The organism is Leisingera sp. S2M4 (assembly GCF_055398055.1).
On sequence record NZ_AP040861.1, the window covers coordinates 178,218 to 204,352 of the forward strand.

General features: G+C 62.5%; 27 protein-coding genes. 15 read left to right on the top strand and 12 right to left on the bottom strand.

Annotated features, from left to right (window positions below):
- Positions 1–35 precede the first annotated feature (35 nt).
- A complete protein-coding gene (mnmH, locus tag ACZ52D_RS00920) occupies positions 36–1,088 on the bottom strand; it encodes a tRNA 2-selenouridine(34) synthase MnmH (protein ID WP_464443151.1) in 1,053 nt (350 codons plus the stop codon).
- Between the two features lie 162 nt (positions 1,089–1,250).
- On the opposite strand from mnmH, the gene ACZ52D_RS00925 reads away from it, so the two are divergent.
- Entirely contained in the window at positions 1,251–1,763 is a 513-nt protein-coding gene (locus tag ACZ52D_RS00925; RefSeq protein ID WP_222453781.1) for a MarR family winged helix-turn-helix transcriptional regulator, read from the top strand.
- Positions 1,764–1,787: 24 nt separating this feature from the next.
- Here ACZ52D_RS00925 and ACZ52D_RS00930 read toward each other — a convergent pair whose 3' ends face one another.
- The 3 genes from ACZ52D_RS00930 to ACZ52D_RS00940 form a co-directional block, all read right to left on the bottom strand.
- Positions 1,788–2,480: an SOS response-associated peptidase gene (locus tag ACZ52D_RS00930; protein WP_464442205.1), complete on the bottom strand. Its 693-nt coding sequence runs from the start codon at positions 2,478–2,480 to the stop codon at positions 1,788–1,790.
- 58 nt (positions 2,481–2,538) lie between these two features.
- Entirely contained in the window at positions 2,539–2,847 is a 309-nt protein-coding gene (locus ACZ52D_RS00935) for a DnaJ family domain-containing protein (protein WP_464442207.1), read from the bottom strand.
- 164 nt (positions 2,848–3,011) lie between these two features.
- Complete coding sequence (locus tag ACZ52D_RS00940; RefSeq protein ID WP_464442209.1) at positions 3,012–4,592, bottom strand: bifunctional metallophosphatase/5'-nucleotidase; 1,581 nt, start codon at positions 4,590–4,592, stop codon at positions 3,012–3,014.
- Positions 4,593–4,800: 208 nt separating this feature from the next.
- Here ACZ52D_RS00940 and ACZ52D_RS00945 point away from each other — a divergent pair, with 208 nt between their 5' ends.
- The 3 genes from ACZ52D_RS00945 to arsC are packed head-to-tail and all read left to right on the top strand — an operon-like array spanning position 4,801 to position 6,532.
- Complete coding sequence (locus ACZ52D_RS00945) at positions 4,801–5,139, top strand: DUF952 domain-containing protein (RefSeq protein ID WP_464442211.1); 339 nt, start codon at positions 4,801–4,803, stop codon at positions 5,137–5,139.
- Positions 5,136–6,194: a quinone-dependent dihydroorotate dehydrogenase gene (locus ACZ52D_RS00950; RefSeq protein ID WP_464442213.1), complete on the top strand. Its 1,059-nt coding sequence runs from the start codon at positions 5,136–5,138 to the stop codon at positions 6,192–6,194. Before ACZ52D_RS00945 ends, ACZ52D_RS00950 begins: the two co-directional genes overlap by 4 nt.
- Complete coding sequence (gene arsC / locus ACZ52D_RS00955) at positions 6,191–6,532, top strand: arsenate reductase (glutaredoxin) (RefSeq protein WP_222453787.1); 342 nt, start codon at positions 6,191–6,193, stop codon at positions 6,530–6,532. The genes ACZ52D_RS00950 and arsC overlap by 4 nt, the downstream gene beginning before the upstream one ends.
- A 62-nt stretch (positions 6,533–6,594) precedes the next feature.
- Here arsC and ACZ52D_RS00960 read toward each other — a convergent pair whose 3' ends face one another.
- Genes ACZ52D_RS00960 through ACZ52D_RS00970 form a run of 3 tightly spaced genes read right to left on the bottom strand, consistent with a single transcriptional unit; the run spans position 6,595 to position 8,859 of the window.
- Positions 6,595–7,914, bottom strand: a complete 1,320-nt coding sequence (locus tag ACZ52D_RS00960) for an MATE family efflux transporter (RefSeq protein ID WP_464442215.1) — start codon at positions 7,912–7,914, stop codon at positions 6,595–6,597.
- A 7-nt stretch (positions 7,915–7,921) separates the two neighbouring features.
- Complete coding sequence (locus tag ACZ52D_RS00965) at positions 7,922–8,440, bottom strand: PaaI family thioesterase (protein ID WP_464442217.1); 519 nt, start codon at positions 8,438–8,440, stop codon at positions 7,922–7,924.
- Positions 8,437–8,859: a PaaI family thioesterase gene (locus ACZ52D_RS00970; RefSeq protein WP_222453790.1), complete on the bottom strand. Its 423-nt coding sequence runs from the start codon at positions 8,857–8,859 to the stop codon at positions 8,437–8,439. The genes ACZ52D_RS00965 and ACZ52D_RS00970 overlap by 4 nt, the downstream gene beginning before the upstream one ends.
- Positions 8,860–8,983: 124 nt before the next feature.
- Here ACZ52D_RS00970 and ACZ52D_RS00975 point away from each other — a divergent pair, with 124 nt between their 5' ends.
- The 8 genes from ACZ52D_RS00975 to ACZ52D_RS01010 all read left to right on the top strand — a co-directional run bounded on the left by ACZ52D_RS00975 (position 8,984) and on the right by ACZ52D_RS01010 (position 17,756).
- Complete coding sequence (locus ACZ52D_RS00975; RefSeq protein WP_369927427.1) at positions 8,984–9,352, top strand: MerR family transcriptional regulator; 369 nt, start codon at positions 8,984–8,986, stop codon at positions 9,350–9,352.
- 331 nt (positions 9,353–9,683) lie between these two features.
- A complete protein-coding gene (locus ACZ52D_RS00980) occupies positions 9,684–10,085 on the top strand; it encodes a MerR family transcriptional regulator (protein WP_222453792.1) in 402 nt (133 codons plus the stop codon).
- 49 nt (positions 10,086–10,134) lie between these two features.
- Entirely contained in the window at positions 10,135–11,916 is a 1,782-nt protein-coding gene (locus ACZ52D_RS00985; RefSeq protein WP_464442219.1) for an acyl-CoA dehydrogenase C-terminal domain-containing protein, read from the top strand.
- A gap of 74 nt (positions 11,917–11,990) precedes the next feature.
- Positions 11,991–12,203: a hypothetical protein gene (locus ACZ52D_RS00990; RefSeq protein ID WP_464442220.1), complete on the top strand. Its 213-nt coding sequence runs from the start codon at positions 11,991–11,993 to the stop codon at positions 12,201–12,203.
- A 32-nt stretch (positions 12,204–12,235) separates the two neighbouring features.
- Positions 12,236–13,384: an acyl-CoA dehydrogenase family protein gene (locus ACZ52D_RS00995; protein ID WP_464442222.1), complete on the top strand. Its 1,149-nt coding sequence runs from the start codon at positions 12,236–12,238 to the stop codon at positions 13,382–13,384.
- Between the two features lie 278 nt (positions 13,385–13,662).
- Positions 13,663–14,295 (top strand): glutathione S-transferase family protein, encoded by a 633-nt coding sequence (locus tag ACZ52D_RS01000; protein WP_464442224.1) that lies wholly within the window; start codon positions 13,663–13,665, stop codon positions 14,293–14,295.
- Between the two features lie 10 nt (positions 14,296–14,305).
- Positions 14,306–15,517 carry an acetyl-CoA C-acetyltransferase gene (locus tag ACZ52D_RS01005; RefSeq protein ID WP_464442226.1) on the top strand — a complete coding sequence of 404 codons (1,212 nt, stop codon included), beginning with the start codon at positions 14,306–14,308 and terminating at the stop codon, positions 15,515–15,517.
- Positions 15,518–15,557: 40 nt separating this feature from the next.
- Entirely contained in the window at positions 15,558–17,756 is a 2,199-nt protein-coding gene (locus tag ACZ52D_RS01010; RefSeq protein ID WP_464442228.1) for a 3-hydroxyacyl-CoA dehydrogenase NAD-binding domain-containing protein, read from the top strand.
- Positions 17,757–17,842: 86 nt separating this feature from the next.
- On the opposite strand, the gene ACZ52D_RS01015 is transcribed toward ACZ52D_RS01010, so the two are convergent.
- The 3 genes from ACZ52D_RS01015 to ACZ52D_RS01025 all read right to left on the bottom strand — a co-directional run bounded on the left by ACZ52D_RS01015 (position 17,843) and on the right by ACZ52D_RS01025 (position 20,466).
- Complete coding sequence (locus ACZ52D_RS01015; RefSeq protein ID WP_464442229.1) at positions 17,843–18,523, bottom strand: Hint domain-containing protein; 681 nt, start codon at positions 18,521–18,523, stop codon at positions 17,843–17,845.
- A gap of 183 nt (positions 18,524–18,706) precedes the next feature.
- The gene (locus ACZ52D_RS01020; protein WP_464442230.1) at positions 18,707–19,372 is read right to left on the bottom strand and encodes a sulfotransferase family 2 domain-containing protein; all 666 of its coding nucleotides are present in this window, start codon (positions 19,370–19,372) and stop codon (positions 18,707–18,709) included.
- A gap of 137 nt (positions 19,373–19,509) precedes the next feature.
- A complete protein-coding gene (locus ACZ52D_RS01025) occupies positions 19,510–20,466 on the bottom strand; it encodes a DMT family transporter (protein WP_464442232.1) in 957 nt (318 codons plus the stop codon).
- A 79-nt stretch (positions 20,467–20,545) separates the two neighbouring features.
- Here ACZ52D_RS01025 and ACZ52D_RS01030 point away from each other — a divergent pair, with 79 nt between their 5' ends.
- The 3 genes from ACZ52D_RS01030 to ACZ52D_RS01040 all read left to right on the top strand — a co-directional run bounded on the left by ACZ52D_RS01030 (position 20,546) and on the right by ACZ52D_RS01040 (position 23,843).
- Positions 20,546–22,174, top strand: coding sequence for an AMP-binding protein (locus tag ACZ52D_RS01030; protein ID WP_464442233.1), 1,629 nt, complete (start codon positions 20,546–20,548; stop codon positions 22,172–22,174).
- A 104-nt stretch (positions 22,175–22,278) separates the two neighbouring features.
- Complete coding sequence (locus tag ACZ52D_RS01035) at positions 22,279–23,289, top strand: hypothetical protein (protein WP_464442234.1); 1,011 nt, start codon at positions 22,279–22,281, stop codon at positions 23,287–23,289.
- Between the two features lie 110 nt (positions 23,290–23,399).
- Positions 23,400–23,843 carry a PACE efflux transporter gene (locus ACZ52D_RS01040; RefSeq protein WP_417475288.1) on the top strand — a complete coding sequence of 148 codons (444 nt, stop codon included), beginning with the start codon at positions 23,400–23,402 and terminating at the stop codon, positions 23,841–23,843.
- 77 nt (positions 23,844–23,920) lie between these two features.
- Here ACZ52D_RS01040 and ACZ52D_RS01045 read toward each other — a convergent pair whose 3' ends face one another.
- Positions 23,921–25,360: an SPOR domain-containing protein gene (locus tag ACZ52D_RS01045; RefSeq protein WP_464443152.1), complete on the bottom strand. Its 1,440-nt coding sequence runs from the start codon at positions 25,358–25,360 to the stop codon at positions 23,921–23,923.
- A gap of 78 nt (positions 25,361–25,438) precedes the next feature.
- Positions 25,439–26,071, bottom strand: a complete 633-nt coding sequence (gene upp / locus ACZ52D_RS01050; protein ID WP_222453806.1) for a uracil phosphoribosyltransferase — start codon at positions 26,069–26,071, stop codon at positions 25,439–25,441.
- Positions 26,072–26,135 lie beyond the last annotated feature (64 nt).

The following is a 26,135-nucleotide window of genomic DNA, read 5'->3' on the forward strand; positions in this document are numbered from 1 at the left end:
TTGAGACCGGGAGGCGAGATCAGCCGAGAGGCGCCTCACTGCGCCGCCAAAAGCTCCGCCACTTTCCGCGCGGTCTCGTCCAACCCCGTATCGTCCAACCTGTCCGTGTCAAAGCGCGCCAGCACCTTTGCCCCGATCGCCGCCCGCGACTTGCGGTAGGCCGGGTCGTAATGCTCGACCATCAGCGCTTGGGTCAAACCGGCACGGTCCCCGGCCGAAATGCATTTGAACCAGCCATCCACCACGGCCCCGGATCGATGCGCACGCAGCGGCGCCAGTTTTTCGCGCAGGCGGTCCGCATCCGACAAGATGTCGTCATAGGCGCGAACCAGATAGCTGCTGCGCGCCTCCACTGGCGCATGAATTTCCACCCGGGGGGACTTCTTCATGGCCTCCCAAAGGGTCGGCGGGAGGATGCGTTGGCCAATCTTGTTGGATTCCGCCTCGACCAGGATGGGACGTGCGGGATCCAGCTGCATCAACGCCCCGGCCACGGCCGATTCAAACGCTTTCTGCGATGGCTGCGGTGTGGACCGCTCGCCCAACAGTGACCCTCGGTGATTGGCAAGCCCTTCAAGATCCAGAACCTGCACGCCAAGCGCGCCCGCGCGCTTCAGGATTTCTGTCTTGGCCGAGCCGGTGTACCCGTCCAGCAGAACCAGTCGATGCGGCAGCTCGGTTTCATACATCGCCTGATGCACCAGCCGACGATAGCTTTGATAGCCTCCGGCCACGACCTCTGCCCGCCAGCCAATCTGCTGCAGCATCCAGGTAAACGAACCCGACCGCTGCCCGCCACGCCAACAGTAGACCAATGGCTTCCACCCGCCTTCGTGGTGGCTGAGACTGCGCTCGATGTGGTCAGCGGTGTTGCGAAACACCAATGCCGCGCCAAGTTTGCGCGCCTTGAAAGGGCTGTCCTGAACGTAAATGGTGCCGACCCGCGCGCGCTCCTCGTTGTTCAGCACGGGAAGGTTGATGGCACCCGGAACATGGTCCTCGGCGTGTTCGGCAGGGCTGCGCACGTCGATCACCGTATCGAACCCATGGGCATAAAAGTCTTGCAATGATGTGAAAGTCAGCGCCATGCCACCGGTGTAATCCGCGATCCCGCGTGGGGGAAGCGGCAATTGATCGCTTCGTGGCAATAAACCTTGCACCCTGCGCGCGACGGGCGCTATGGCAGGAGAAATCACGAAAACCACTGCGCCGCGGACGCATCCGCGGGCCGTAATCGGGAAAATGCCGCGATGGACACCGACGCACTGGACACTGACCCCCTGGATATTCACGCTCTGCCCGGCCATCTGATCCGGCGCCTGCACCAGATTTCCGTTGCCCAGTTCATGGACCGCATGGCCGAGGAAGACATTGACCTGACGCCTGTGCAGTTCTCGGCAATGGCCGCGATCCGCCGCCATCCGGGGATCGACCAAGCCACGGTGGCTGGTCTGGTCGCCTACGACCGGGCGACACTGGGCAAGGTCGTGGACAGGCTGGTCGACAAGGGGCTTGTGGCCCGACAGATTTCGTCCGTGGACAGGCGGGCCCGCGAAGTGCGGCTCACCGACGCTGGCATCGCCTTGCTGGACCGTGTTTTGCCAATCGTGAAGGCTGCGCAGACACGCTTCCTGTCCGGGTTGAACGCGGAAGAGCGCGAGCAGTTCATCAGCCTTCTGCAAAAGGCGACCCTCGCTGCGAATGAACTCAGCCGTGCGCCGCAGCGCGACCTGCCCGAGAACCAGTCCGGCGACCTGACCTAGCGCTCTGACAAACCAGTATCGGTTTCATAGCAACCGCCCCGGCGGGGTGTCCGCGGCGTGGAAGGGCTCGATCAACGCTTCCCCTTCTGCCCGGTTTGAATTCACCTGCGGGTCCACCGGATGGTAGCGCAGGATGTCCTCCGCAGCGGGCTGCATCAGGCTGGCGGCGCCATGGCCTTCCTCGCCGAGCCATTTCGCCCAGACATCCGGTTCCAGCACCAGCGGCATCCGGTGGTGAATTGCCGCGACATGTTCGTTCGCAGCGGTGGTAACGATCGCGCAGGTCTGAATGGCCTCAGTCTCGCCGCCCCAGCTCTGCCAGATCGCCGCGAAGGCCAGGATCCCCCCGTCACGACGCTGAAAATACCAGGGCTGGCGACTGCCGTCATCGGCCTTGGTCCATTCAAAGAAGCCGCTGGCGGGAACGAGGCAACGGCGCTGACGGCAGGCCTCGGCAAAGGCAGGCTTCTGCGCGAGGGTTTCTGCGCGGGCGTTGATCAGCAAAGGACCGTCGCTCGGGCTGCCATACCAATGCGGCAGGAAGCCCCAGCGCATCGAAACCAGCCGCCGCCCACTCTCAGCGGATTGCACCACATGCACAGGGTTGGTTGGACACACGTTGTAGTTCGGAACTTTGGGCAGATCGTTGCTGGGCTGCGCGGAAAATAGCTGCGCCATCGCATCGCTGGGCGTGGTTATGGCAAATCGTCCGCACATCACAGGCTCCCTCTTTGCCGGTTTGCGCCGTTTGAGACGGCCTGCGCCTGTCTCAATGCTATTTGGCGTAGGCCTTGCGTGCCAATTCCAACCGCGCATCCATCATGGAGATCTCTTTCAGAATCTCCTGACGGCGGCTTCGGTCTCCGGCCTCACGCAAGTCCTGGCGCAGGCGCTGCAACTCTCGGGACAGGCTGATGAATTCCGGGACACCGCCACTTTCACGGACCAGCCGGTTCAGTATTTCATTTTCCGGATCGTCCGAGGTCGGCAGTGGCTTGCCCGCCCCCGACAAATTGTCGAACGCCCCGTCCTTCTCGGCGGCTTCGATGCGGGCGTTTATCAGATCGATCAGCGGGTGGTCCATATCGGAATGATAGTCACGCCAAAAGGCCGCTGCAATGGCGCATCAGCAGAGCTTCGGTCCCCCAGTGCGCCGCGACGCCCCCGATCTCGCGAGCAGTGATCCGAACCCGGTTTGGGCAGTCGCCCCGGCGTTGATCTACCCAACACCGGGGCAAAGCCAGACGCCTATTTTGCGACGATGCGCCCGTCCGTGTAGGGGCTGTAGGGGCCAACCTCGGCGAGATACTCCGCCACCACATCCGCAAGGTCCGGGCCGAAGTCATAGGCGTTTTTGTCGTCGCCTGCGAACATCTTGTAGCCGTCGCCACCATTGCGAACATAGTTGTTGGAGACCACGCTGTAGGTCTTGGCCGGGTCGATCTCGGTCCAGGTTTCACCATCCTTGACCATCACGTCGGACACCCGTGCACCGGCCTCTTTCGACGCATCAAAGGCGAATTTCATACCCGCCACCTGCGGGAAACGGCCAGCGCCATCCTCGATCTGGCTGACGCCGTTTTCCAATGCGTCGATCAAGGTCTGACCAGTGACCTGGAAGGTCGACAGCGTGTTCTGGAACGGCAGCACCGAGAGCACTTCGCCCATGGTCACCTCACCCTGGTCGATCGAGGCACGCAAACCACCGCCGTTCTGGAAAGCAATGGTCACGCCCTGATCCTTGACGCGCGCCAGCATGGCGTCAGCCACCAGATTGCCCATCGCACATTCACCCGACCGGCAGGCCTCGCGTGATCCCTCGACCGCCTCGGTGGTCTCGGCCACCACGCGGGTCTTCATTTCCTCGATCGGCGCTCCCATTTCCGCGACACGCGCCGCGATGTCGGCATCTGGTGTCACCGAGGCGTCCAAAAGGATCGGCTCTCCCTCGGCGGCGGTCACGTTGCCGGCATCATCGAAGGTCACCGTCAGTTCGCCCAGATACTTCGAATAGGCGTAGGCCTGCACGACCGGAACATCGCCAGCCATCGTCGGATACGGCCCGGCGGCCTTGTCGGAGGTGTTGGACAGCAGCGTATGAGAATGGCCGCCAACCACCACGTCGATCCCTTCCACCTTCTCCGCGATCTCCAGATCCTTCGGCAAACCCACATGGGTCAGCACGATGATCTTGTTGACGCCTTCGGCCTCTAGCGCTGCAACATCGGCCTGCAGGCTTTCGATTTCATCCTGGAACACCACATTCGGCCCCGGCGAGGACGTCTCGACCGTGTCAGTGGCCAAGGCGGAGATGATGCCGATCTTCTCGCCCCCGACCTCCAGTACAACGTGGTTTCCAACCTTGCCCTTCAGCGCCGGTTCCGAGGTGAGATCGAGGTTGCCCGAAATGACCGGGAAGGAAACGGCATCGACGAATTTCTCCAGCCCGGCCGGGCCGTCATCGAATTCGTGGTTGCCGACCGCCATCGCATCGTAGCCGATCGCCTCCATGAACTCGGCCTCTGCCGCCCCCTTGTAAGTGGTGTAGAACAGCGAGCCCTGGAATGGATCCCCCGCATCCAGCAACAGCACGTTCTGCCCCTCCAGCGCCGCCCGGCGCTCGGTGACCTTGGTCATGATCCGCGCCACGCCGCCAAAGCACTTGCCCTCGGCCTCGTCCTCCGCGCCGCAGGTGGAGTCATATTTGTTGATCGACTCGATCCGGCTGTGAATGTCGTTGGTGTGCAGGATGGTCAGTTTGAATTCCGCCGCGGCGGCACCGGCAGTCAGCGCAAGCACTGCAACCGACGTAAGAAATTTTCCAGTCATACAATTTACTCCCGTTGTTATGTTTTGGAGTGATCGTGCGCTCAAATCCGCAATCCGTCAAAGGGGAAAACCGACCTTGCGCGACTTTTGCCCGAACGTTCCGAAGCGTTGCCTGCACGTCGCGCACCGCGCGGCGGGGACACGATCCGTGCCCGCATGAGGCCAGCTCCCCCTTGATTTAGCGCCCTTCGCAGGGCATCACGCGACCATGCTGATCTACAAGATTTTCCGCGCGGACGAATGGGCCGCCCTGCAAGCCGACGGCGAGACCCAAGGCGCGCCAATCGACGTGAGCGATGGATATGTTCATTTTTCCACTGCTGACCAAGCGGCAGAAACGGCCGCCAAGCATTTCGCGGGAGCAGAGGGGCTGGTACTGCTGGCCTGTGATACCAATGGAATGGCGGATGACCTCAAATGGGAAGTCTCCCGCGGCGGCGCAAAATTCCCTCACCTCTACCGCAAACTCCGACTGTCGGACGTGATCTGGAACAAACCGCTGCCGCTGGTTGACGGCGTCCACCAATTTCCGGAGGAAATGGCGTGAATCTGGTTGAAAAGCTGGGGCTTTCCGCGCTGCATCGGCTGGATCCCGAAACGGCCCATGGTGCATCGATCAAGGCGCTCAAGCTGGGGCTGACGCCCACACCTGGGCCGGTGACCTCGCCGCGTTTGCAGACTTCCCTGGCCGGGATTTCCCTGCCCAATCCGGTTGGACTGGCCGCCGGGTTTGACAAGAACGCCGAGGCATTGGCGCCCCTGTCCACAGCCGGGTTTGGCTTCATCGAAGTCGGCGCCGCCACCCCGCGTCCACAGCCCGGCAATCCCAAGCCAAGGTTGTTCCGTCTGACGGAGGACCGCGCCGCGATCAACCGCTTCGGCTTCAACAACGAAGGCATGGAGGTGATTGGCGCCCGGTTGTCACAACGGCCACGCGTTGCGGTGATCGGGTTGAACCTGGGTGCCAACAAGGACAGTGAAGACCGCGCTGCGGATTTTGCCCGTGTTCTCGCCCACTGTGGTGCGCATCTTGATTTTGCCACGGTCAATGTTTCCTCGCCCAACACCGAAAAGCTGCGGGATCTGCAAGGCAGGGAAGCGCTGTCAGCGCTGCTGGCCGGGGTGATTGACACGCGCAATGGTCTTGGCCGCCGGGTGCCGGTGTTCCTCAAGATCGCACCGGATCTCGACCGTGCGGGGATCGAGGACATTGCTGCCGTCGCACTGGAGAGCGGCATTGACGCTGTCATTGCCACCAATACCACCTTGGCCCGCGACGGTTTGCGCAGCCCCCACAAGGCCGAGGCAGGCGGGCTTTCCGGCGCGCCGTTGTTCGAAGCGTCCACCCGGGTTCTGGCGCAGTTGTCGGAATTGCTGGATGGCAAGGTACCGCTGATCGGTGTCGGCGGCATCAGCACGGCTGAGCAGGCCTACGCCAAGATCTGCGCAGGTGCATCGGCGGTGCAGTTCTATACCGCGATGGTCTATGGCGGACTGTCATTGGCGGGCGAAATTGCCACTGGGCTGGACAGGCTGCTGGAACGGGACGGCTTTGACAACGTCGCCCAAGCGGTTGGAACAAAACGGAAAGACTGGCTATGATCACCTATTGGCACAATCCCCGTTGCTCGAAATCCCGTGCTGGCCTGAAACTGCTGGAAGATCGTGGTGTCGAGACCTCACTTCGCCTCTACCTGAAGGAACCGCCATCCGTGGACGAACTTTTGGCCGTTCAATCGGCGCTTGGAGTGCCTGCCCTGCAGATGATGCGCCGCGGTGAAGCGGTGTTCAGGGAACTGGGACTGCACGCGGACACGCCTGAGGACACCCTGCTGCAAGCGATGGCGGAGCATCCGATCCTGATAGAACGCCCGATTGCGATCAAAGGTGCCAAGGCGGTGATCGGTCGCCCAACTGAAGCACTCGAAGCCCTTCTGTGACCGCGCCCGCCAAGGCACGGCGCTGTGCACGGCAGCCGGGTTCCGGCTGCCTCCACGCCTGCTCACACGGCGACCCGTGCCTCCAACTTGGGGTAGCGTAGACCCAGCGTGATCCCTCGGGCCAGGTTCAGGACCATCAGCGCCGCCCAAAGCCCGTGGTTGCCGAAGACCGGCACCAGAACGGCCAGGGCCACGACATAGGCCACCACCGACTGTATCATGGCGTTGCGCATGTCCCGGGTCCAGGTGGCGCCGATAAAGATGCCATCGAACATGTAGCTTCCAACACTCAGCACCGGGGCAACGACCACCCAGACCAAATAGGCCCGCCCGGCCTCGCGCACCGCAGGGGCCGTGGTCATGACATCAATGACCGCGGGTCCGGCCACCGCGAACCCCAGCCCCAGAAGCAGCGCACCGCCAAGGCTCCACTGCCCGGCAACAATCGCGGCGCGGCGCAGCTCTGCCCGGCATTTGGCCCCCACCGCGGAGCCCACGAGCGCCTCAGCCGCAAAGGCGAACCCATCAAGGCCGAATGCCGTCACCGACAAGAACTGCAAAAGGATCTGATTGGCTGCAAGGTTCACGTCTCCCACGCCGGAGCTGATGAACAGGAAAGTGGTAAAGGATCCGGTCAACAACACAGAACGCAACATGATGTCCGCATTCACCTGCATCATCCGTCGCAGTCGCGCCCGGTCGAACACGCGCCCCCAGTCACGCCATTGGCTACCGCCAAAGGCATCTCGGCACAGGTAGAGCCCGAGGGCCAGACCGCTCCATTCGGCAATCAAGGTGGCCAGGGCCACCCCCTCGACTCCCCAGCCCAGCCCCAACACGAACCACAGATCCAACAGGATGTTCAGCCCGTTCATCCAGACCTGCAATACGAAGACACCCCGGGTGCGCTCCACCGCGATCAGCCAGCCTGTCACGGCGTAAAGCGCGATGGTCGCGGGCGCGCCCCAGATCCGAATTTCGAGGTAGCCACGCGCCAGCGCTTCGACGTCATCGCTCGCCGGGGCGAGCGAAAAGGCCGCCCAGAACACTGCCACCTGACACAGGATGAAGGCCACCCCCGCGGCGAGGCCGAGCATCAGGCCGCGCATCAGCAATGCGCCCGTTTCCGCATCGTCCCCGGCCCCTCGTGCCTGGGCGGCGAGCCCAGTGGTTCCCATCCTCAGGAACCCGAAAACCCAGTAGATCGAGGACAGCACGACCGCGCCGATCCCAACCGCGCCAATTGGTGCCGCAGCCCCCATTTGCCCAACAACGCCAGTATCCACCGCGCCAAGGATGGGCACCGTTACATTGGACAGCACGATGGGCAGCGCGATTTTCAGCACCCGGCTGTGGGTGATCTCGGCCTGCGTCTCTGCCATCTGCGGTTCAGTCGGCGGCGTCCGTATCCTGCGGCATCAGAAAGTGGCCGGTGGCCTGGGCAAACAACTTGTCTTTGTGATCCTGCCAGGCTTCGACATGAACCGACGCATACCGGCGTCCCGAGCGGTTGACCCGCGCCCGCGCATAGGCATCCCGCGGCAAGCCAGAACGCAGATAGTCCACCGTGAAGTCGATGGTTTTCGGCTGTCTCGGCAAGGTCCCCAACGCCATTTCCGCCGGGTCCAGATCTCCGGATTCGATCCGCGGCCAAAGGTGCGACCAGTTCAGGGTGATGACGGCCGTGATCTCGAGGAAGGCGGCAGTCACGCCACCATGGATCGCCGGCAGGAACGGGTTGCCGATGAGTTTGTCATCGTAGTTCAACTGCGCCGTCAACTCATCGCCGCGGCGATCGAAGGTGACGTTCAGAAAGCGGATGTAAGGCACGGAGTCGACCAGCGCCGACAGCGCCATATCGCGCCGTTGCTTGATGACCTGGATGGGTTCGGGACGGGGGCGGCTCAAAACTTGTCCTCCACGGTAAAGGCACCGGAGGCGGTGGCCACGGGACGATCCTCGTCCTCATCCATCGCGACGGCGCGGACAAAGGCAACCGATCGGGTGATGTGATGACAGGTGGCACGGGTGGTGATGGCATGGCCCGGTGTCGCCGGACGCATGTAGTCGATGCGCAGATCGATCGTCGCGGTGCCGCCGGGTGCTGCCGGATGGCTCATCACCGCGGCACCGCAGCAGGTGTCCATCAGCGCCGAGACCGCACCCCCGTGAATGACCCCGGTGGCCGGATCGCCGATCAGCTTGTCATCATAGGGCATGCGGATCTCGGCGGTGCCGTCGCCGATCTGCGTCAGCGTCATGCCCAACTGCCGGGCATGGGGAATGGCTTCGATGAATTGCCGCGCGAGCCGGGTCTGATCCGCCATGGTTATGCTCCCCTAAAATCGTTTCACCATCTTTGGCCGCGCATCCGGCAAAGCGCAAGGGCGCGCAGCAGGCGCTTGCACTGATTGCTGCAAGTGCATAGGTTCCCCGCAAGGGAGAAGCAGGATGAGCGACAACAGACTGTCATTCAAAGAAATGTGCGCCGAGTTCGACGTCACTCCGCGAACGCTGCGCTATTACGAATACATCGAACTCTTGCAGCCGGACCGCGAAGGCCGCGCCCGGTTCTACGGCCCTCGCGAACGGGCACGCATGAAGCTGATCATGCGCGGGCGCAAGTTCGGCTTTCCCCTGGAGGAGATCCGCCAATGGCTGCTGATCTACGAAGAACAGGGCAATGACGTTCAGAACCAAGCCTTTATCGAGATGGCAGACCGGCAGCTGGTGGAATTGAAGAAGCAACGCGAGCAGATCGACGAGGCCATCACCGAATTGGCTGACCTGCGCGAAGCGACAAGGGCGCTGCTGAAATAGGCGGCGGCAAGCCAACTCCAGGGCTTCCCCCCTTCCAATAGTCTTTTTCAAAACCGACCGGCTCGCGCCGGTCAGCAGGTCTGTCTGTTCGGGTACAACCTGCCCTAGCCGCGCGGATTCGCGGCTAAACACCCCTGTTTGTCTGCCTTCCAGCCGATGTGACGCACGCGCCCGCTCTCGGAACGTTGCGTAATTTTACGAACGTTTTGCTATTGCCGCGAAGCGACCTCGAGTGACGCAACGTACAACTTACGTCAACGTCAAGTTTCTCTTGCAAGACGCCTTCGCTGATCCCAGCCTGAAGACGCACCCAGCCGTAAGAGTGACGACAATGACCGATAAAACCATGACCATCCGGGAAATGTGCGAGGCCTTTGACGTGACCCCCCGCACGCTCCGTTTCTATGAAGCCAAGGAGCTTTTGTTCCCGATCCGTGAGGGGCAAAAGCGGCTGTTCACGTCGCGCGACCGCGCCCGGTTGAAGCTGATCCTGCGCGGAAAGCGGTTCGGCTTCAGCCTGGAGGAGATCCGCCAGCTTCTGGACCTCTACCATGTGGGTGACCAGCAGCTGACCCAGCTGAGCCGCACCTATGAGATTGCCCAGGAACGCCTGGCCGACATGGAGCGCCAGCGTGAAGAGCTGACCGAGGCGATTGAAGATTTGAAGGAGCAACTGGCCTGGGGCGCACGAATGATCGCCTCCATGAAGGCCGACAAGAAGGCTGCGGAATAACCAGCCTGCCCCTTCCCCGCATCAGACATAATTCAAGACGAGGACGAAAATGCCTTCCTACACTGCCCCAGCCAAAGACGCTCAATTCATCCTGCACGACGTACTGAAAGTCGCGCAAAGCGACATCCCTGGCTATGCCGAACTGGAACCGGATTTCACCAATGCGGTGCTGGAGGAAGCCGGCAAGGTCGCCAGCGGCGTGCTGCATCCGCTGAACGTGGTTGGCGACACCGAAGGCTGTCGACTGGAAAACGGCGTTGTCCACACGCCCAAGGGCTTCCGCGAGGCTTTTGAACAGGTGAAGGAAGGTGGCTGGCCCGGCATCGACATGCCGGAAGAGTTCGGCGGCCAGAACATGCCCTATGTGATCGGCACCGCGGTGGGCGAGTTCTTCTCGGCCGCGAACCAGGCGTTCACCATGTACCAGGGCCTGACCCATGGCGCAGCCTCGGCCATTCTGGCGCATGGCACCGACCAACAGAAGGCAACATACTTGCCCAAGATGGTCAGCTGCGAATGGACCGGCACCATGAACCTGACCGAACCGCACTGCGGCACTGATCTGGGCCTGATGCGCACCAAGGCAGAACCGCAGGGTGACGGCAGCTTCAAGATTTCCGGCCAGAAGATCTTTATCTCGGCAGGCGATCACGACATGGCCGAAAACATCGTGCACCTGGTGCTGGCCAAGATCCCCGGCGGCCCCGAGGGCATCAAGGGGGTTAGCCTGTTCATCGTGCCGAAGTTCCTGGTGAATGAGGACGGCAGCCTGGGCGCGCGCAACGGCGTGTCGGTCGGCAAGATCGAAGAAAAGATGGGCATCCACGGCAACTCGACCTGCGTGATGAACTATGACGAGGCAACCGGCTACCTCCTTGGCGAGGAGCACAAGGGCATGCGCGCCATGTTCACCATGATGAACGAGGCCCGTCTGGGTGTCGGCATGCAAGGACTGGCGCAGGCCGAAGCCGCCTACCAGAACGCTGTCGAATACGCCAAGGACCGTCTGCAGGGCCGCGACGTGACCGGCGCCAAAAACCCGGACGGCCCGGCCGATCCGCTGATCGTGCATCCCGACATCCGCCGCTCGCTGATGGATCAGAAGAGCTTTGCCGAGGGCGCGCGCGCCTTCCTTCTGTGGGGCGCCACCCTGATCGACCAGGCGCACCGCGCCGACGACAAGGATGCCGACGGGCTGATCTCCTTGATGACGCCGGTGATCAAGGGCTTCCTGACTGATCAGGGCTACGACATGACGGTGCTGGCGCAGCAGGTCTATGGCGGCCACGGCTACATCGAGGAATGGGGCATGTCGCAATACACCCGCGACGCCCGCATTGCGATGATCTACGAGGGCGCCAATGGCGTTCAGGCGCTGGACCTGGTGGGCCGCAAGCTGGGCCAGCACGGTGGCAAATACGTTCTTGCCTTCTTCGACATGGTCAAAACCTTCTGTCAGGAAAACAAAGATATTTCCGAGGACTACACCAAGGACTTCATCAAACCACTGCAGGCAGCCTCCAAGGACCTGCAGGCGGCGGGCATGTTCTTCATGCAGAACGGCATGAAGGATCCCAACCAGGCACTGGCAGGGTCTTACGACTTCATGCACCTGTTCGGGCATGTCTGCCTTGGCCTGATGTGGGCCCGCATGGGCAAGGCGGCTCAGGAAAAGCTTGACGCTGGGGCCGCTGACGCGGCGTTCTATGAGACAAAGCTGGCCACCGGGCGGTATTACATGGCCCGACGCCTGCCGGCGACCAAGCTTCACCTGGCCCGGATCGAAAGCGGTGCCGATGTTGTGATGGCGCTGGACGCAGAAGCCTTCTGAGACAGCCGGGGTGCGCCCGCGCGGCGCACCCTGCCCGCGCCGCCGATGCCGCTCAAAACGCTAAGGATCAAACCATGCCCAAGCGCTTCCGCCTGACCCGACGCCTCCCCATCGCCATGACGGAAGATGGGTATCGGCGACTGAAAAGCTTCGCGCACAAAGCCGGTCTGGACGAGGGCGAGGCGCTGTCCTTCCTGTTTGAGAATTTCGACAGCGTTACAAACCATGACAACCTGACCCACCGGTTGCGGCTGTTTAATGCCGAGCTGGAAAGCCGCAAGAAGTAAACCCCACCGCGGGGAAGCACGGGGAGAGAGCGATGACCAGTAGCCAGTCCGCATGGACGACGGAAGAGCATCAGATGCTTGCCGAGATGACCGCCCAGTTCATCACCAACGAATGGGCGCCGAAGTTCGAGACTTGGCGCAAGCAAGGCATGATGGACCGCGAGACCTGGCAACAAGCCGGGGAGCTAGGCCTCCTCTGCCCTTCGGTGCCGGAGGATTTCGGCGGCGCGGGCGGCGATTTCGGCCATGAAGCTGTGATCCTGATGGAAGGCAGCCGCGCCAACCTGGCAAGCTGGGGCCACGGCATCCACTCCGGCATCGTTGCGCATTACATCCTCGCCTATGGCACCGAGGAGCAGAAGGCGCGCTGGCTGCCCAAGATGGTGACCGGCGAGCTCGTCGGCGCGCTGGCGATGACCGAGCCTTCGACCGGCTCCGACGTGCAGGCGATCAAGACCAAGGCGGTCAAGGATGGCAACGCCTACAGGCTGAGCGGCCAGAAGACCTTCATCACCAATGGCCAGCACGCGAACCTGATCCTGGTCGCCGCCAAGACTGACCCTTCGGCTGGCGCCAAGGGCGTGTCGCTGTTGGCGGTGGAAACCGACGGCGCCGGGGGCTTCAGCCGCGGCCGCAACCTCGACAAGATCGGCTGCCACGCGGCCGACACTTCCGAACTGTTCTTCGACAACGTGGAAGTGGCGCCGGAGAACATCCTCGGCGGCGCCGAGGGCCAGGGCTTTTACCAGATGATGCAGCAGCTGCCGCAGGAACGCCTGATCATCGCCTGCGGCGCGGTTGGCGCGATGGAGGGCGCAGTGGAGCGCACGATCGCCTACTGCAAGGAGCGCGAAGCCTTCGGCGGGCCGATCCTGCAATTCCAGAACACCCGCTTCAAGCTGGCCGAATGCCTGACCAAGACCAAGGTGGCGCGCGCCTTCCTCGACGAATGCATCGCCGAGCACCTAGAGGGCCGCTTGAGCGTTGAGAAGGCGGCGATGGCGAAATACTGGATCACCGACACGCAAGGAGAAGTGCTGGATGAATGCCTGCAGCTGCACGGCGGCTACGGCTACATGCAGGAATACGCCGTGGGCGAGATGTGGGCCGACGCCCGCGTGCAGCGGATCTACGGCGGCACCAACGAGATTATGAAGGAGCTGATTGCGCGGTCGCTGTAGGTGCAGGAGCCGCGGCGGCACCACGGGAGGCTGGTGATGGATTTTGAGTATTTGGGGAAAGATGAAGCAACGGCAGTGTCCCTGCCCCCAAGCCTTCGCCAAATGGGCAGGGACGACTTCACCTTTCACGGCCATCGGCTCTCCAGCCTGTACCGCGGGATCAGGGTAGCACACCGCGCGCAGACTGGGGTTAACGCCCCATCATCTTTCCAAAAATACTCCACGGGGGCGCGGGGGTTTGAAACCCCCGCTCCGCCATCCGATACAGGGAGCAACACATGACAATAGAACTGCATTGCTTCGGCGAAAGCGGCCATTCTTACAAGGCAGCCTTGGCGCTGGAACTCTCCGGGCTTGCCTGGGAGCCGGTCTTCGTCGACTTCTTCGGCGGCGCCGCGCGCTCGCCCGTGTACCGCGATTTCAACGTGATGGGCGAAGCGCCGGTGCTGGTGGACGGCGATCTGCGGCTGTCGCAGTCGGGCGCGATCCAGCAGTATATCTCGGACAAGACCGGCAAGTTCGGCGGCGCGCCGGAAGACAAATACGAAGTTCTGCGCTGGGTCCTGTGGGACAACCACAAACTGTCCAGCCAGGCCGGCATGACACGCTTCCTGATGAACTTCATCCCCGAGAACAAGCGTCCGCAGGAGGTGATTGCCTTCCTGCAAGGCCGACTGCGCGCCGCGTTCAAGACGCTAAATGCGCATCTGGAGGGCCGCGAGTGGATCGTGGGCAATGGCCTCACCAACGCCGATCTGACCTGCTGCGGCTACCTGTTTTACCCCGAGCCCTTCGGCTTCGACCGGGCCGATTGGCCCCATATCGACGCCTGGCTGGACCGCATCAGCGCCCTGCCCGGCTGGAAACACCCCTACGACCTGATGCCCGGCAAACCGTCGGACCGGACTTGAGGAGACCAAAATGACCGAAGCTTATATCTATGACGCCCTGCGCACGCCGCGCGGCAAGGGCCGCAAGGACGGCTCCTTGCACGAGGTGACCTCGGTGCGCCTCTCCGCCCTCACGCTGAACGCGGTGAAGGAGCGCAACAACCTCGAAGGCCACGCCGTCGAGGACGTGATCTGGGGCAACGTGACCCAGGTGATGGAACAGGGCGGCTGCCTGGCGCGCTCTGCCGTGCTCGCCTCGGACCTTGACGAACGCATTCCGGGCCTCGCCATCAATCGCTTCTGTGCGAGCGGCATGGAAGCCGTGAACCTGGCAGCGAACCAGGTGAAGGGCGGTGCGGGCGACGCCTATATCGCGGGCGGCGTCGAGATGATGGGCCGGGTTGCCATGGGCTCGGACGGCGCGGCAATTGCCGTGGACCCGAGCCTCGCGATGGAGACCTATTTCGTGCCGCAGGGCATCTCGGCCGATATCATCGCAACCGAGTACGGCTTCACCCGCGAGCAGGCGGACGCGCTGGCGATGGAATCCCAGCGCCGCGCCGCCAAGGCCTGGGAGGAAAAGCGTTTCGAGAAATCGGTCATCACCGTGCGCGACCAGAACGGCCTGCCGATCCTGGACCATGACGAATACATGCGCCCCGGCACCGACATGCAGACGCTCGGCTCGCTGAACCCGGCGTTCCAGATGATGGGCGAGCAGATGCCCGGCTTCGACAAGGTGGCGATGCTGAAATACCCGCATCTGGAGCGGATCAACCACATCCACCACGCGGGCAACTCCTCCGGCATTGTCGACGGCGCTGCTGCGCTCTTGATCGGTAACAAGGAATTTGGCGAACGCCACGGCCTGAAGCCCCGCGCGCGCATTAAGGCGACCGCCAAGATCGGCACCGATCCGACCATCATGCTGACCGGCCCGGTGCCGGTGACCGAAAAGATCCTGGCCGACACCGGCATGAAGATCGGCGACATCGACCTGTTCGAGGTGAACGAAGCCTTCGCCTCCGTCGTGTTGCGCTTCCAGCAGGCCTTTAACGTCGATCCGGAGCTGGTCAACGTGAACGGCGGATCCATCGCCATGGGCCACCCGCTGGGCGCCACCGGCGCGATCATCATCGGCACGCTCCTGGACGAGCTGGAGCGTCAGGACAAGGAATGCGGCCTCGCCACGCTCTGCATCGCGTCCGGCATGGGTGCCGCCACCATCATCGAGCGCGTGTAAGCGCCAAAGCCTCACCTGAACAGGGTTGGAGACACCAAGAATGACCGATTTCAAATATGACGTGGACGCCGACGGCGTCGCCATCATCACCTGGGACGCCGAAGGCAAGTCCATGAACGTGCTCACCCGCGAGGCCTTTGGCCTGGTGGAGCAATATGTCGACCGGGCGCTGGAAGACGAGAACGTGAAGGGCATCGTGATCACCTCCGGCAAGAAGGACTTTGCCGGCGGCATGGACCTGAACGTGCTGGCGACGATCCGCGAGGAGTCCGGCGAGAACCCCGCACAGGGCCTGTTCGACTTCACCATGAGCGGCCACCGCATCCTGCGTAAACTCGAACTCGCAGGCATGGACCCGAAAACCAAGAAGGGCGGCAAGCCGGTGGCCTGCGCCATCAACGGCACCTGCGCCGGCATCGGCACCGAGATCGCGCTCGCCTGCCACCACCGGGTGATGACCGACAACCCGAAGGCCAAGATCGGCCTGCCGGAAATCATGATCGGCATCTTCCCGGGCGGCGGCGGCACCACGCGCTATTCGCGCATGGTGGGCGCGATGGCGGCAGCCCCGGTGCTGCTCGAAGGCAAGATGATGGACCCGAAGAAAGCCAAGGGCGCGCAGCTGATCGACGCCGTTGCCGAGGATCCGCTGGCCGCGGCCAAAGAATGGGTTCTGAACGCCAAACCCGCCGACCTGGTGAAGCCGTGGGATGCCAAGGGCTACAAGATGCCCGGCGGCGCGCCGTATCATCCGGCGGGTTTCATGACCTTTGTCGGAGCCTCCGCAATGGTCCACGGCAAGACGCAAGGCGCCTTCCCGGCGGCCAAGGCGCTGCTGTCATCGATCTACGAGGGCGCGCTGGTCGATTTCGACACCGCCTTGAAGATCGAAGCACGCTGGTTCACCCATGTGCTGATGAACCCCTCCTCCTCCGCGATGATCCGCTCGCTGTTCCTCAACAAGCAGGCGCTGGAGAAAGGTGCGGTGCGCCCCAAGGACGTGCCAGACCAGTCGGTGAAGAAGATCGGTGTGCTGGGTGCCGGCATGATGGGCGCAGGCATCGCACTGGTCTCGGCTCAGGCGGGCATGGAAGTGGTGCTGATCGACCGGGACCAGGCAGCCGCCGACAAGGGCAAAGCCTATTCGGCCGCCTACATGGACAAGGGCATCAAGCGCGGCAAGGCAACCGAGGAGAAGAAGGAAGCCCTGCTCGGCCAGATCACCGCAACGGCGGATCTGGAGGCGCTGAAAGGCTGTGACCTGATCATCGAAGCGGTGTTCGAGGACCCGGGCGTGAAGGCCGAGATGACCCAAAAGGTCGAGGCGATCATCCCCGAGGACTGCATCTTCGCCTCCAACACCTCCACCCTGCCGATCACCGAATTGGCCAAGGCCTCCAGCCGTCCGGAACAGTTCATCGGCATCCACTTCTTCTCGCCGGTCGAGAAGATGTTCCTGGTGGAGATCATCAAGGGCCGCGAAACCGGTGACCGGGCCGTCGCCAAGGCGCTGGATTACGTGCGCCAGATCCGCAAGACGCCGATTGTTGTGAACGATGCGCGTTTCTTCTACGCCAACCGCTGCATCATCCCCTACATCAACGAGGGCATGCGGATGATCACCGAGGGTGTCTCGCCGGTGCTGATCGACAATGCTGCCCGCCAGCTGGGCTTCCCGGTGGGGCCGGTGCAGCTGACCGATGAGACCTCGATCGATCTGGGCGCGAAGATTGCCCGCGCCACCAAGGCGGCAATGGGCGATGCTTATCCGGAAAGCCCGGCGGATGATCTGATCTTCTGGATGGAAGAACAGGGCCGTCTGGGGCGCAAGGCCAATGCCGGCTTCTTCGAGTATGACGACAAGGGCAAGCGCATCGAGTACTGGAAGGGCCTGCAGGAGAAATACCCGCTGGCAGCCGAGCAACCAGACCTTATCGAAGTGCAGGAACGGCTGATGTTCGCGCAGGTGCTGGAAGCGGTGAGGGCGCTGGAGGAAGGCGTGCTGATGGACATCCGCGAGGGCGACGTGGGCGCCATTCTGGCCTGGGGCTTTGCGCCCTGGTCCGGCGGGCCGCTCAGCTGGCTCGATATCCTTGGCACGCCCTACGCAGCCGAGCGCTGCGATGCGCTGGCGGAAAAGTTCGGCGAGCGTTTCACCTGCCCGGCGCTGCTGCGCGAAATGGCGGACAAGGGGCAGAGCTTCTACACTCGCTTTGCACCGGAGAAATCCGCGGCCTGAACCGGACTGAAATACAAAAACTGCGGCCGACGTCATCGTTGGCCGCAGCTGTTTTATAGGGACGCCCGTGAAAAACGTGGTGCTGGTCAGATCAACGGCGCTTGGGTGTCTCTCGCGCCTGCGACCGTTGCAGCACTGGTCCAGCCGTCTTCCTCGGCTATCATCGCCAGCACCAAACCGCGCGCTTCATCGGCGGCAAGAACCCGATAGGCGCTCTCATCGTTGAAGACCCGCCCGCACATCAGATTGCGCGATGCGGCCGTGAAACCCAGCGTGCCTGCCTCCAGGTAAATCACCTGGTCCTGTGCGAACCGCGGGATCACCAATTCCAGTTCACCGCCCGGATGCATGCGGCGGATGCCTCGGTAACCGTCCAGCGCACAGGCGGGCACAATCGCGAAGGGATCACCCTGCGCATCCTCGACCAGCTCACTCTCCAGCAGCACCCCCTGATCCGGCATCAGCCAAAGGGGGACGCGGTTCATCAGCGCATCACGCGGAACGTACAGCGGGCAGCGAAAATCGCTCAGATGCCCCGACGGGACCGCAATGGTTTCCCGGTGCAGCTCCGCAATGACCTGCATGCCATGGTCAAAGGTCAAGACCTTGTCGCCTGGCGTCAGGGCCTCCACCGGACGCCATCCGAGGTTCGATGCCACATGCGTGCCCGCAAGCAAACCGCCCTCTGCAACAGGGACCATCGGAAAACCGCTGCCGTTCAAGAGGTCGGTCGGGCCTTGCCTGTTCTTCATCAGCCAATCCAGCATCCGCGTTCCTTTCCCGCGCCCTTGGGTGATACCACCCTGAAAACTCTACCGGGTTGTTGCCAAGCAAACGGGGCCATCGCGGACCATTTTGTGGCGGAAACCCGGCATTGTTGCCGTTTGCGCACCAGCCGCCCGAAGCATCGCGGATTTCGCCGCTATCTTCGGACAAGGTGCCCTGTCCTGTTACCGGGATACGGAAAAATCGTTAAAAGAGTATTCAAATTGCGTGATGTCATCCGAACAGGCCGTTGCCACGGCCTCCGCGCTGGCATCATCATAATAGTGCCGCCAATCGCGACGGCGCGTGCTCTCATTCACCCGCGGAAGATCCAGTTCAAAGCCGAGGTGCTGAAAAAGCGGCTGAGCATCCAGTTCAAAATGTTCCAGTCGGATGAACAGATCACATTGCTCCTGACCATCCGCGTGGCGCACGTAAGCGCGCGCGGGATGGCGCCGAAGCGCGCGCAGGGTTTGCGGATGCTGTATAAACGCGCGGAAGCTTAGCTGCTGTGCCAACCTCACGGCCGGGTGATCAAAGCTCTGCCCTGCCAGCCAGTGATAGTAACTGACCATGCGATCCCAAGGATTTCGCACGAGCGTAAAGGTGAACAGGCCGCGCAAGACGTCCTGCGGCACCAGACCTTCGATGTCTGCCAGGGTGGAGTGTTTCCACAACCTGCCCCGCGTTTGCGTCGTCTTCAGGCGGCGGCGGCGCTTCAGCGCCTTGGGGGTGTCGCCCAACATCATGTCATCCGCCATGGCACGCGCCTCCAGCGCCATGGCCAGCGCCGTGCCGCCGGTCTTGGGGATATGCACAAACAGGTATTTTCGGCCCGGCGAAAGGATCATGACCCGACACTAGGCAATCGTGGTGACGAAGAAAACGCCGTATTTGCAGGCCCGCAGGCCCGGCGGTAGGCGGGGCACCATGGCGATCCGAGCCCGATGCACCATCGGCTTCGCAAGCCCCGACCGCCTGCCCCGCTCTAGGACGAGCGCCGCGAGATGGTGATCCCTGCCGCCATGATCAACCCGATACCAAGGATCTGCCAACCGTTCAGCACCTGACCATACAGCAACCAAGCCACGCCCGGTCCCACAATCATCACCGAATATTCAAAAACCGCGACAAAGGATGCCTCCCCCAGCTGATAAGCCCGCGTGATCAGGAAGACCCCACCGACTGCGGCAAAGCCCTGCAACAGGATCAGATGGGCGATCTGCCACAGATCCCACACCCAGCCGCGGGTCAGGAAGCCGTCCGCGCCCGCCGCCACCTCTTGTGGCCAGAGCTGCAAGCCCAAGAGCATCGCTGCCCCCATGAGCCCCTGCACCAGCAGGTAGACAAGCAGCATCGACACTGTGCTTTCCCCCTGGCACAGCCGTCCGGTCGCAATGGATCCGAGGGCGTAGAACACGCCTCCCGCCACCGGTAAAAGGATCAAGGCATCAAATGCCCCCGGATCCGGTTGCAGGACCAGAAGGACCCCGACAAAACCGGCCACAACCGCTCCAACCCGCACCAGCCCGATCCGCATTTGCAGGAACAACACCGAAACCAGCACGATGATGATTGGCGACGTAAACAGACCCGCCAAAGCCTGGGCCAAAGGCATCAATGCAACCGCAGAGAAATAGAACACCATCGACACGGCGAGCAGCAGCGCCCGCAAGGTCACCGCGCCCAGTTTATCGGGTCGCAGGCCTCCCAGCCCGGCCCGGGCCATCAGCAGCAAAAGCGGCAGGGCAATCAGCGTGCGCAACAGGTAGAATTGTCCTAAACCAATATGTTCCGCCATCAGCGGAACAGCGTTGTCGGTGATCCCGATAATCAACATCGCGGCGAGCATGGACTGCGCGGCCCGCGCCTGGCGCAGCTTGTCGGCAGAAAGACTTGCAGCCGGACCTGCACCGGCTGAGGAAATGGTTGCTGAATGTTTCATACTCTTCCCTTAGCCCGCAACTTTCCGCAGTATCTGTCCTTAAAACGACATCAAAATGATTCATGCCGGGAGGATAACAATGGGGTGGATGGCAGACGAAACCGGGCTGGACAAGACAGCCGCTAACTTTGTGCCGCTGACACCTTTGTCGCACCTGAAGCGCGCCGCTCAAGTGTTTTCGGATCGCACCGCAGTTGTGTACGGTCAGCACCGGGTGACATACGCGCAATATCATGAGCGTTGCAGCCGTCTCGCCTCCGCCCTTGTTGGGTTGGGCGTTGCGCCGGGCAATGTGGTGGCAACTCTACTGCCCAACCTGCCCGCCCAGGCCGAGGCTCATTTCGGCGTGCCTGCCTGCGGGGCCGTGTTGAACACGATCAATACCCGGCTGGAGGCCGACACGGTTGCCTATATCCTCGATCATGGCGAGGCCAAGGTATTGCTGGTGGATCCGCTGTTCCTGCCGATGGCGCAGGACGCAATCGCGCGGATGGAAGGCCCCGCCCCCGTGGTGGTCGAAGTCGCCGATCCGCAAGCGGGCTTTCCTGCCAGCGGCAAGAACCTGGACTATGAAACTCTTCTGAACCAGGGCGACCCTGCCTTTGAGTGGATCATGCCGCAGGACGAATGGGAAAGCCTCGCGCTCAACTACACCTCCGGTACGACTGGGCGTCCCAAGGGCGTGGTCTATCATCACCGCGGCGCCTACCTGATGACCATGGGAACGGTGGTGTCCTGGCGTATGGTGCTGCACCCCGTCTATCTGACCATCGTTCCCCTGTTCCACTGCAACGGCTGGAACCATACCTGGATGATGCCGCTGGTGGGTGGCACACTGGTCTGCTGCCGCGATATCAGCGCCGAGAATATCTTCAATGCCATCAAACACGAAGGCGTCACCCACTTCGGCGGCGCGCCGATCGTCCTGAACATGCTGGTCAACGCCCCCGAGACCGTGCGCCAGGAGTTTGACCACCAGGTCGAGGTCTTCACCGCGGGCGCTCCCCCGGCACCCACCACCCTCGCCAAGATCGAAGCGCTTGGCTTCAACGTCACGCATGTCTACGGGCTCACCGAAACCTATGGCCACGTCACCGAGTGCTACTGGGACGCGGAACGCTGGGACGGCTTGGACGCGGATGAGACCGCGGCAATCAAGGCCCGTCAGGGCGTGGCGATGCCCATGCTGGAACCGGTGATAATCCGCGACAGCGCACACAACCCGCTGCCGATGGACGGAAAGACACAAGGCGAAATCGCCCTGCGCGGCAATGTTGTGATGAAAGGGTATCTGAAAAACCCCGAGGCCACGGCGGAGGCCTTCAAGGGGGGCTATTTCAACTCCGGTGACATCGCGGTGCAGCACCCGGACGGCTACGTGCAAATCGCTGACCGGGCCAAGGACATCATCATTTCTGGCGGGGAAAACGTCTCCTCCGTTGAGGTGGAGGGCGTGTTGATGGGGCACCCGGATGTATCGCTTGCTGCCGTGACCGCAAAGCCGGACGACACCTGGGGAGAAGTGCCTTGCGCCTTTGTGGAGCTGAAGCCCGGCGCCTCGGCCGACGAGGCCGCATTGATCTCTTATGCGCGCGAACGGCTGGCTGGTTTCAAATGCCCCAAGAAGGTGGTCTTTGCGGAGCTGCCGAAAACGGCCACCGGCAAGATCCAAAAGTTTGAACTCCGCAAAATAGCCAAGGATTTGTAGCTTTTCAGCTCTCTCAGGCTGCGTCAGGCAGCAAAGCAAATTGCCCGCCCGGTCTTATGTGATTATTCTGCCCGCAACACAGGATTGGGGACCGGGCTGGCTGCATGACGGCACTGAAGGAATTTGAACGGCTGGAAGCCGCCGGGCTTTGGCGCGCAGATCCCGAGGCGCAACGACGCGATGTCATCATCTCGCTCGGGGATGCAACTTTGACCATCGCCGACATGAACGACCGTCCGCTGGCGCATTGGTCGCTGGCGGCGGTTGAACGTTCCAATCCGGGTGATTTCCCGGCGATCTTTCACCCCGATGGCGACCCCGGCGAAACCCTGGAACTGCCGAGCGACGAAACCGCCATGCTGGATGCCATCCAGCGGGTGCAGGCCGCAATCGGGCGGACCCGCAGCCATCCCGGGCGCCTGCGCACAGTCAGCCTGGTCGGCGTGCTGGCACTGGTCATGGGGCTGCTGCTGGTCTGGTTGCCCGGTGCCATCACCCGTCACGCCGTCAGCGTGGTGCCCGAGATCAAGCGCAAGGCGATCGGACAGGCCCTGCTCGGGCGTATTGAACGTGTCTCGGGACCGGCCTGCGCCACCCGCGAAGCTGCGCCGATCCTGACAAAACTGGCGGATCGCACGGGGGTGAGGCAACTGGCCATCCTGCGTTCTGGGATTCCCGGCAGCCTTTATCTTCCGGGTGGGATCGTGCTGCTGAACCGCAGCTTTGTCGAAGACTTCGAGGACCCCGCGGTTGCGGCCGGCGCCATTCTTGTTGAACGCGCCCGGGCCGGTGTTACCGACCCGATGGCAGAACTGCTGGAGGCCGGTGGGTTTCTGGCCACGTTGAAACTGCTCACCACCGGAGAGCTGGACCGGGCCACACTGGACGCCTATGCGGAAACCACGCTGGGCAGTCCACGCCCGACGCTGCCCGATGATGTTGTTCTTGCGGAATTTGCCCGCGCTGCGCTGCCTTCCTCCCCCTATGCCTATGCACTGGATATAACGGGCGAAACAGTGCTTGGGCTGATCGAGGCGGATCCGATGGCAGGCCGGGAGCTGGAACCGGTCCTGAACGACCGTGACTGGGTGCGACTGCAGAATATCTGTGGCTGACATATCTTGAAACCCTCGCCTGCGCCTATAGGTTGGCCGTTGGCGAGGACGGCCTCCGACCATATCTGCACATCCGCCGGGACGACCCGGCCAATCAGAGGAGAGTGGCCATGCGCAACACCAAGGATCGCATCCGCCATGCCCTGTCATTTGAAATCATCGGCCTGCTGATCGTGACCCCGCTGGGGGCTTATGTCTTTCACATGCCCATGCACCATATCGGTGTTGCCGCGCTGGTTGCAGCCACGGTCGCGACCCTTTGGAACTATGTCTACAACCTGCTCTACGATCACGCGATGCGGCGCCTGTTGGGACATGTTCGCAAATCCCTGCGCCAACGCGTGCTGCACGCGGTGCTGTTCGAACTCGGGCTGCTGCTGGCGCTCATGCCCTTCTTTGCCTGGTATCTCGACATCTCGCTGCTTCAGGCCTTTGTCATGGACGCAGGCTTTGCCGCATTTTACCTGGTCTACGCATTCTTGTTCAACTGGGGCTACGACCTGCTCTTTCCCGTCGACAGCCTGCCTGCGCCGCCCTTGGCCAAGGCCGAGTGACCTTGCAATAGCAAAAGGCCGGGCATCCCCCGGCCTTCGCATAAACCACCGTCGCGGCACTTAAATCTGACGATAACCTAGCGGCTCAGCTTGGCTCCAGTGAAGCCAATCTCTCTCACTCGCGCCAACGCGGCTTCTGCGCGCTGTGGGTCCTGAAACGGCCCAGCGAGCACGACGTTGAAACTTTGCCCGCCGCGGCTGAGCCGACCGAGCCGCACCGGCAGCCCTGATGCCGCCAATTTGCGCGCCGCGGCTTTCGCCTCGCTGCCCTCCGCATAGGTCGCGGCGCGGACGTAGCGGTTGCTGACTTTGGGCTGCGCCGGGGCCTCTGCCCCAGGCGCCGAACGGGTCGACAACCGCAGCGCGGGTGCTTTTGCTTCGGCAGGGCTGCGGCTCGCCCGGCGAGACAGGGTCACCACCGGTCGATCGAGCGGCTTTTGCACCAAACGGCGCGGCAGGCCATCGGTCCAGACCTCGGCCATCTGCGCATCGCCCGTTGCGGTACGCTGACCGCGCATCGGGTTCATCCGGCCATCCTCACGTTCCACGACCTCGTACCCGGCGGGCGCACCCGAAAATGGCGTTACCATCGCTGGCCGCAGAGTGCGCTCGGCACGACGCGGATTCAGACGCCCATCATCCCACACGGGCCGATACCCGTTGGGCACCTCGAAGCTGTTTGACTGGCGGCGGGTTTGATAGATGTGGGTCTGCACCACCCGCGTATTGGGCGTCAAGACCACCGAAGATTGCTGTTCATAGGTCACAGGCGCCGCGCCCTGCGGGCCGCAGCGCGCACCGGGGGCATTGCTGTATAGACGACTGATATCGGAAAGCCCCGCACAGCCACCAGCGCTGCTTTCAGCCGGGATTGTGGGCTGTGCGCGTGGAACCACCATCGGTTTGGGATTGGCCCGAACCACAGGTTTGGCCCGCGCAGTCGACGTAGCCGCGGTGGCCGCGGCTGCCTCAACAGGTTGCGCCGTCGGGACGCTGGTCGTGCGCGCCGTGCGCTGCGGTTTCGACGTGGTCACCACCTTGGGCGGGGAGCTGGCAGCAGGTTTAGGAGAGGTCTGCGCAGACGACTTGGCGATCTGCTGATCGGGCTCAAGCGTGATCAACTCCGGGGCCGGGGCGCGTGGCGGTTGCCGCGTGGCGCCTACGACGGGTGTCGGCTCATAGCCGCAGATCTGCTTGCGGGACCGGGTCACCCGCGGCACCCAGGTCACGTTGCCGTCAATGCCCGCGCGCACATAGATGCACCCACGGCTGTCCACATACTGCTTGCCCTTGAAGGAGGCTGGTGGAAACTCCGCTGGCGGGCTGGTTGGGCGCAGGGTCTGTGCCTGTAGTCCTGCAGCGCCCGAAATCCCCGCGATGGCGGCAAGTGCAATAATTCTAGTTATTTTCATCCCTGCACCCCACAAAATATGGCGACAGGATGCCTGAAACAGGTGAGCGAGTAAAGATTCCGTGGCAACAATATGGCGCGGCGGGTGACATTTTTGCGTCCCCACCAACCACTTGCCGCAAGATGGCAAGCCAGCGCGTCGCAGCTATGCGTGCCGTGACGCGCTCTCGCCGAGACGGCCGATTTACTTGGTGCCGAACATCCGGTCGCCGGCGTCGCCCAGCCCCGGCAGGATATAGCCTTTGGCGTCAATTTCACGATCCAGCGACGCGGTGACGATCGGCACATCCGGGTGCGCCTCTTTCATCCGCGCAACACCCTCGGGCGAGGCCAGCAGGCACAGGAAACGAATATTGTTGGCGCCCGCCTTCTTCAGAAGATCAATCGCCGCCGCAGAGCTGTTGCCGGTCGCCAGCATCGGGTCCACCGCGATCACCAGGCGGTCTTCCAGCGCCTCGGGCGCCTTGAAGTAATATTGCACCGGCTCCAGGGTTTCCTCGTCGCGGTAAAGGCCGACAAAACCGACCCGGGCCGAGGGGATCAGCTCCAGCACCCCGTCCAGCATGCCGTTGCCCGCGCGCAGGATCGACACCAGCGCCAGCTTCTTGCCAGCCAGGATCGGCGCTTCCATTTCTTCCATCGGGGTTTCGATGGTGGTGGTGGTCAGCGGCATCTCGCGGGTGATCTCATAGGCCAGAAGCTGTGTCAGCTCCCGCAGCAGCTGGCGGAAACTGGCGGTGGAAGTGCCCTTTTCCCGCATCAGGGTCAGCTTGTGCTGCACAAGCGGGTGATCAACAACGGTCAGGTGGTCGGTCATGGGGCTCTCCTAAAGTCTGTTTGCAGCGCTTTTATGGGTTTGGTCGGGACTGGCAAGCGGGTTT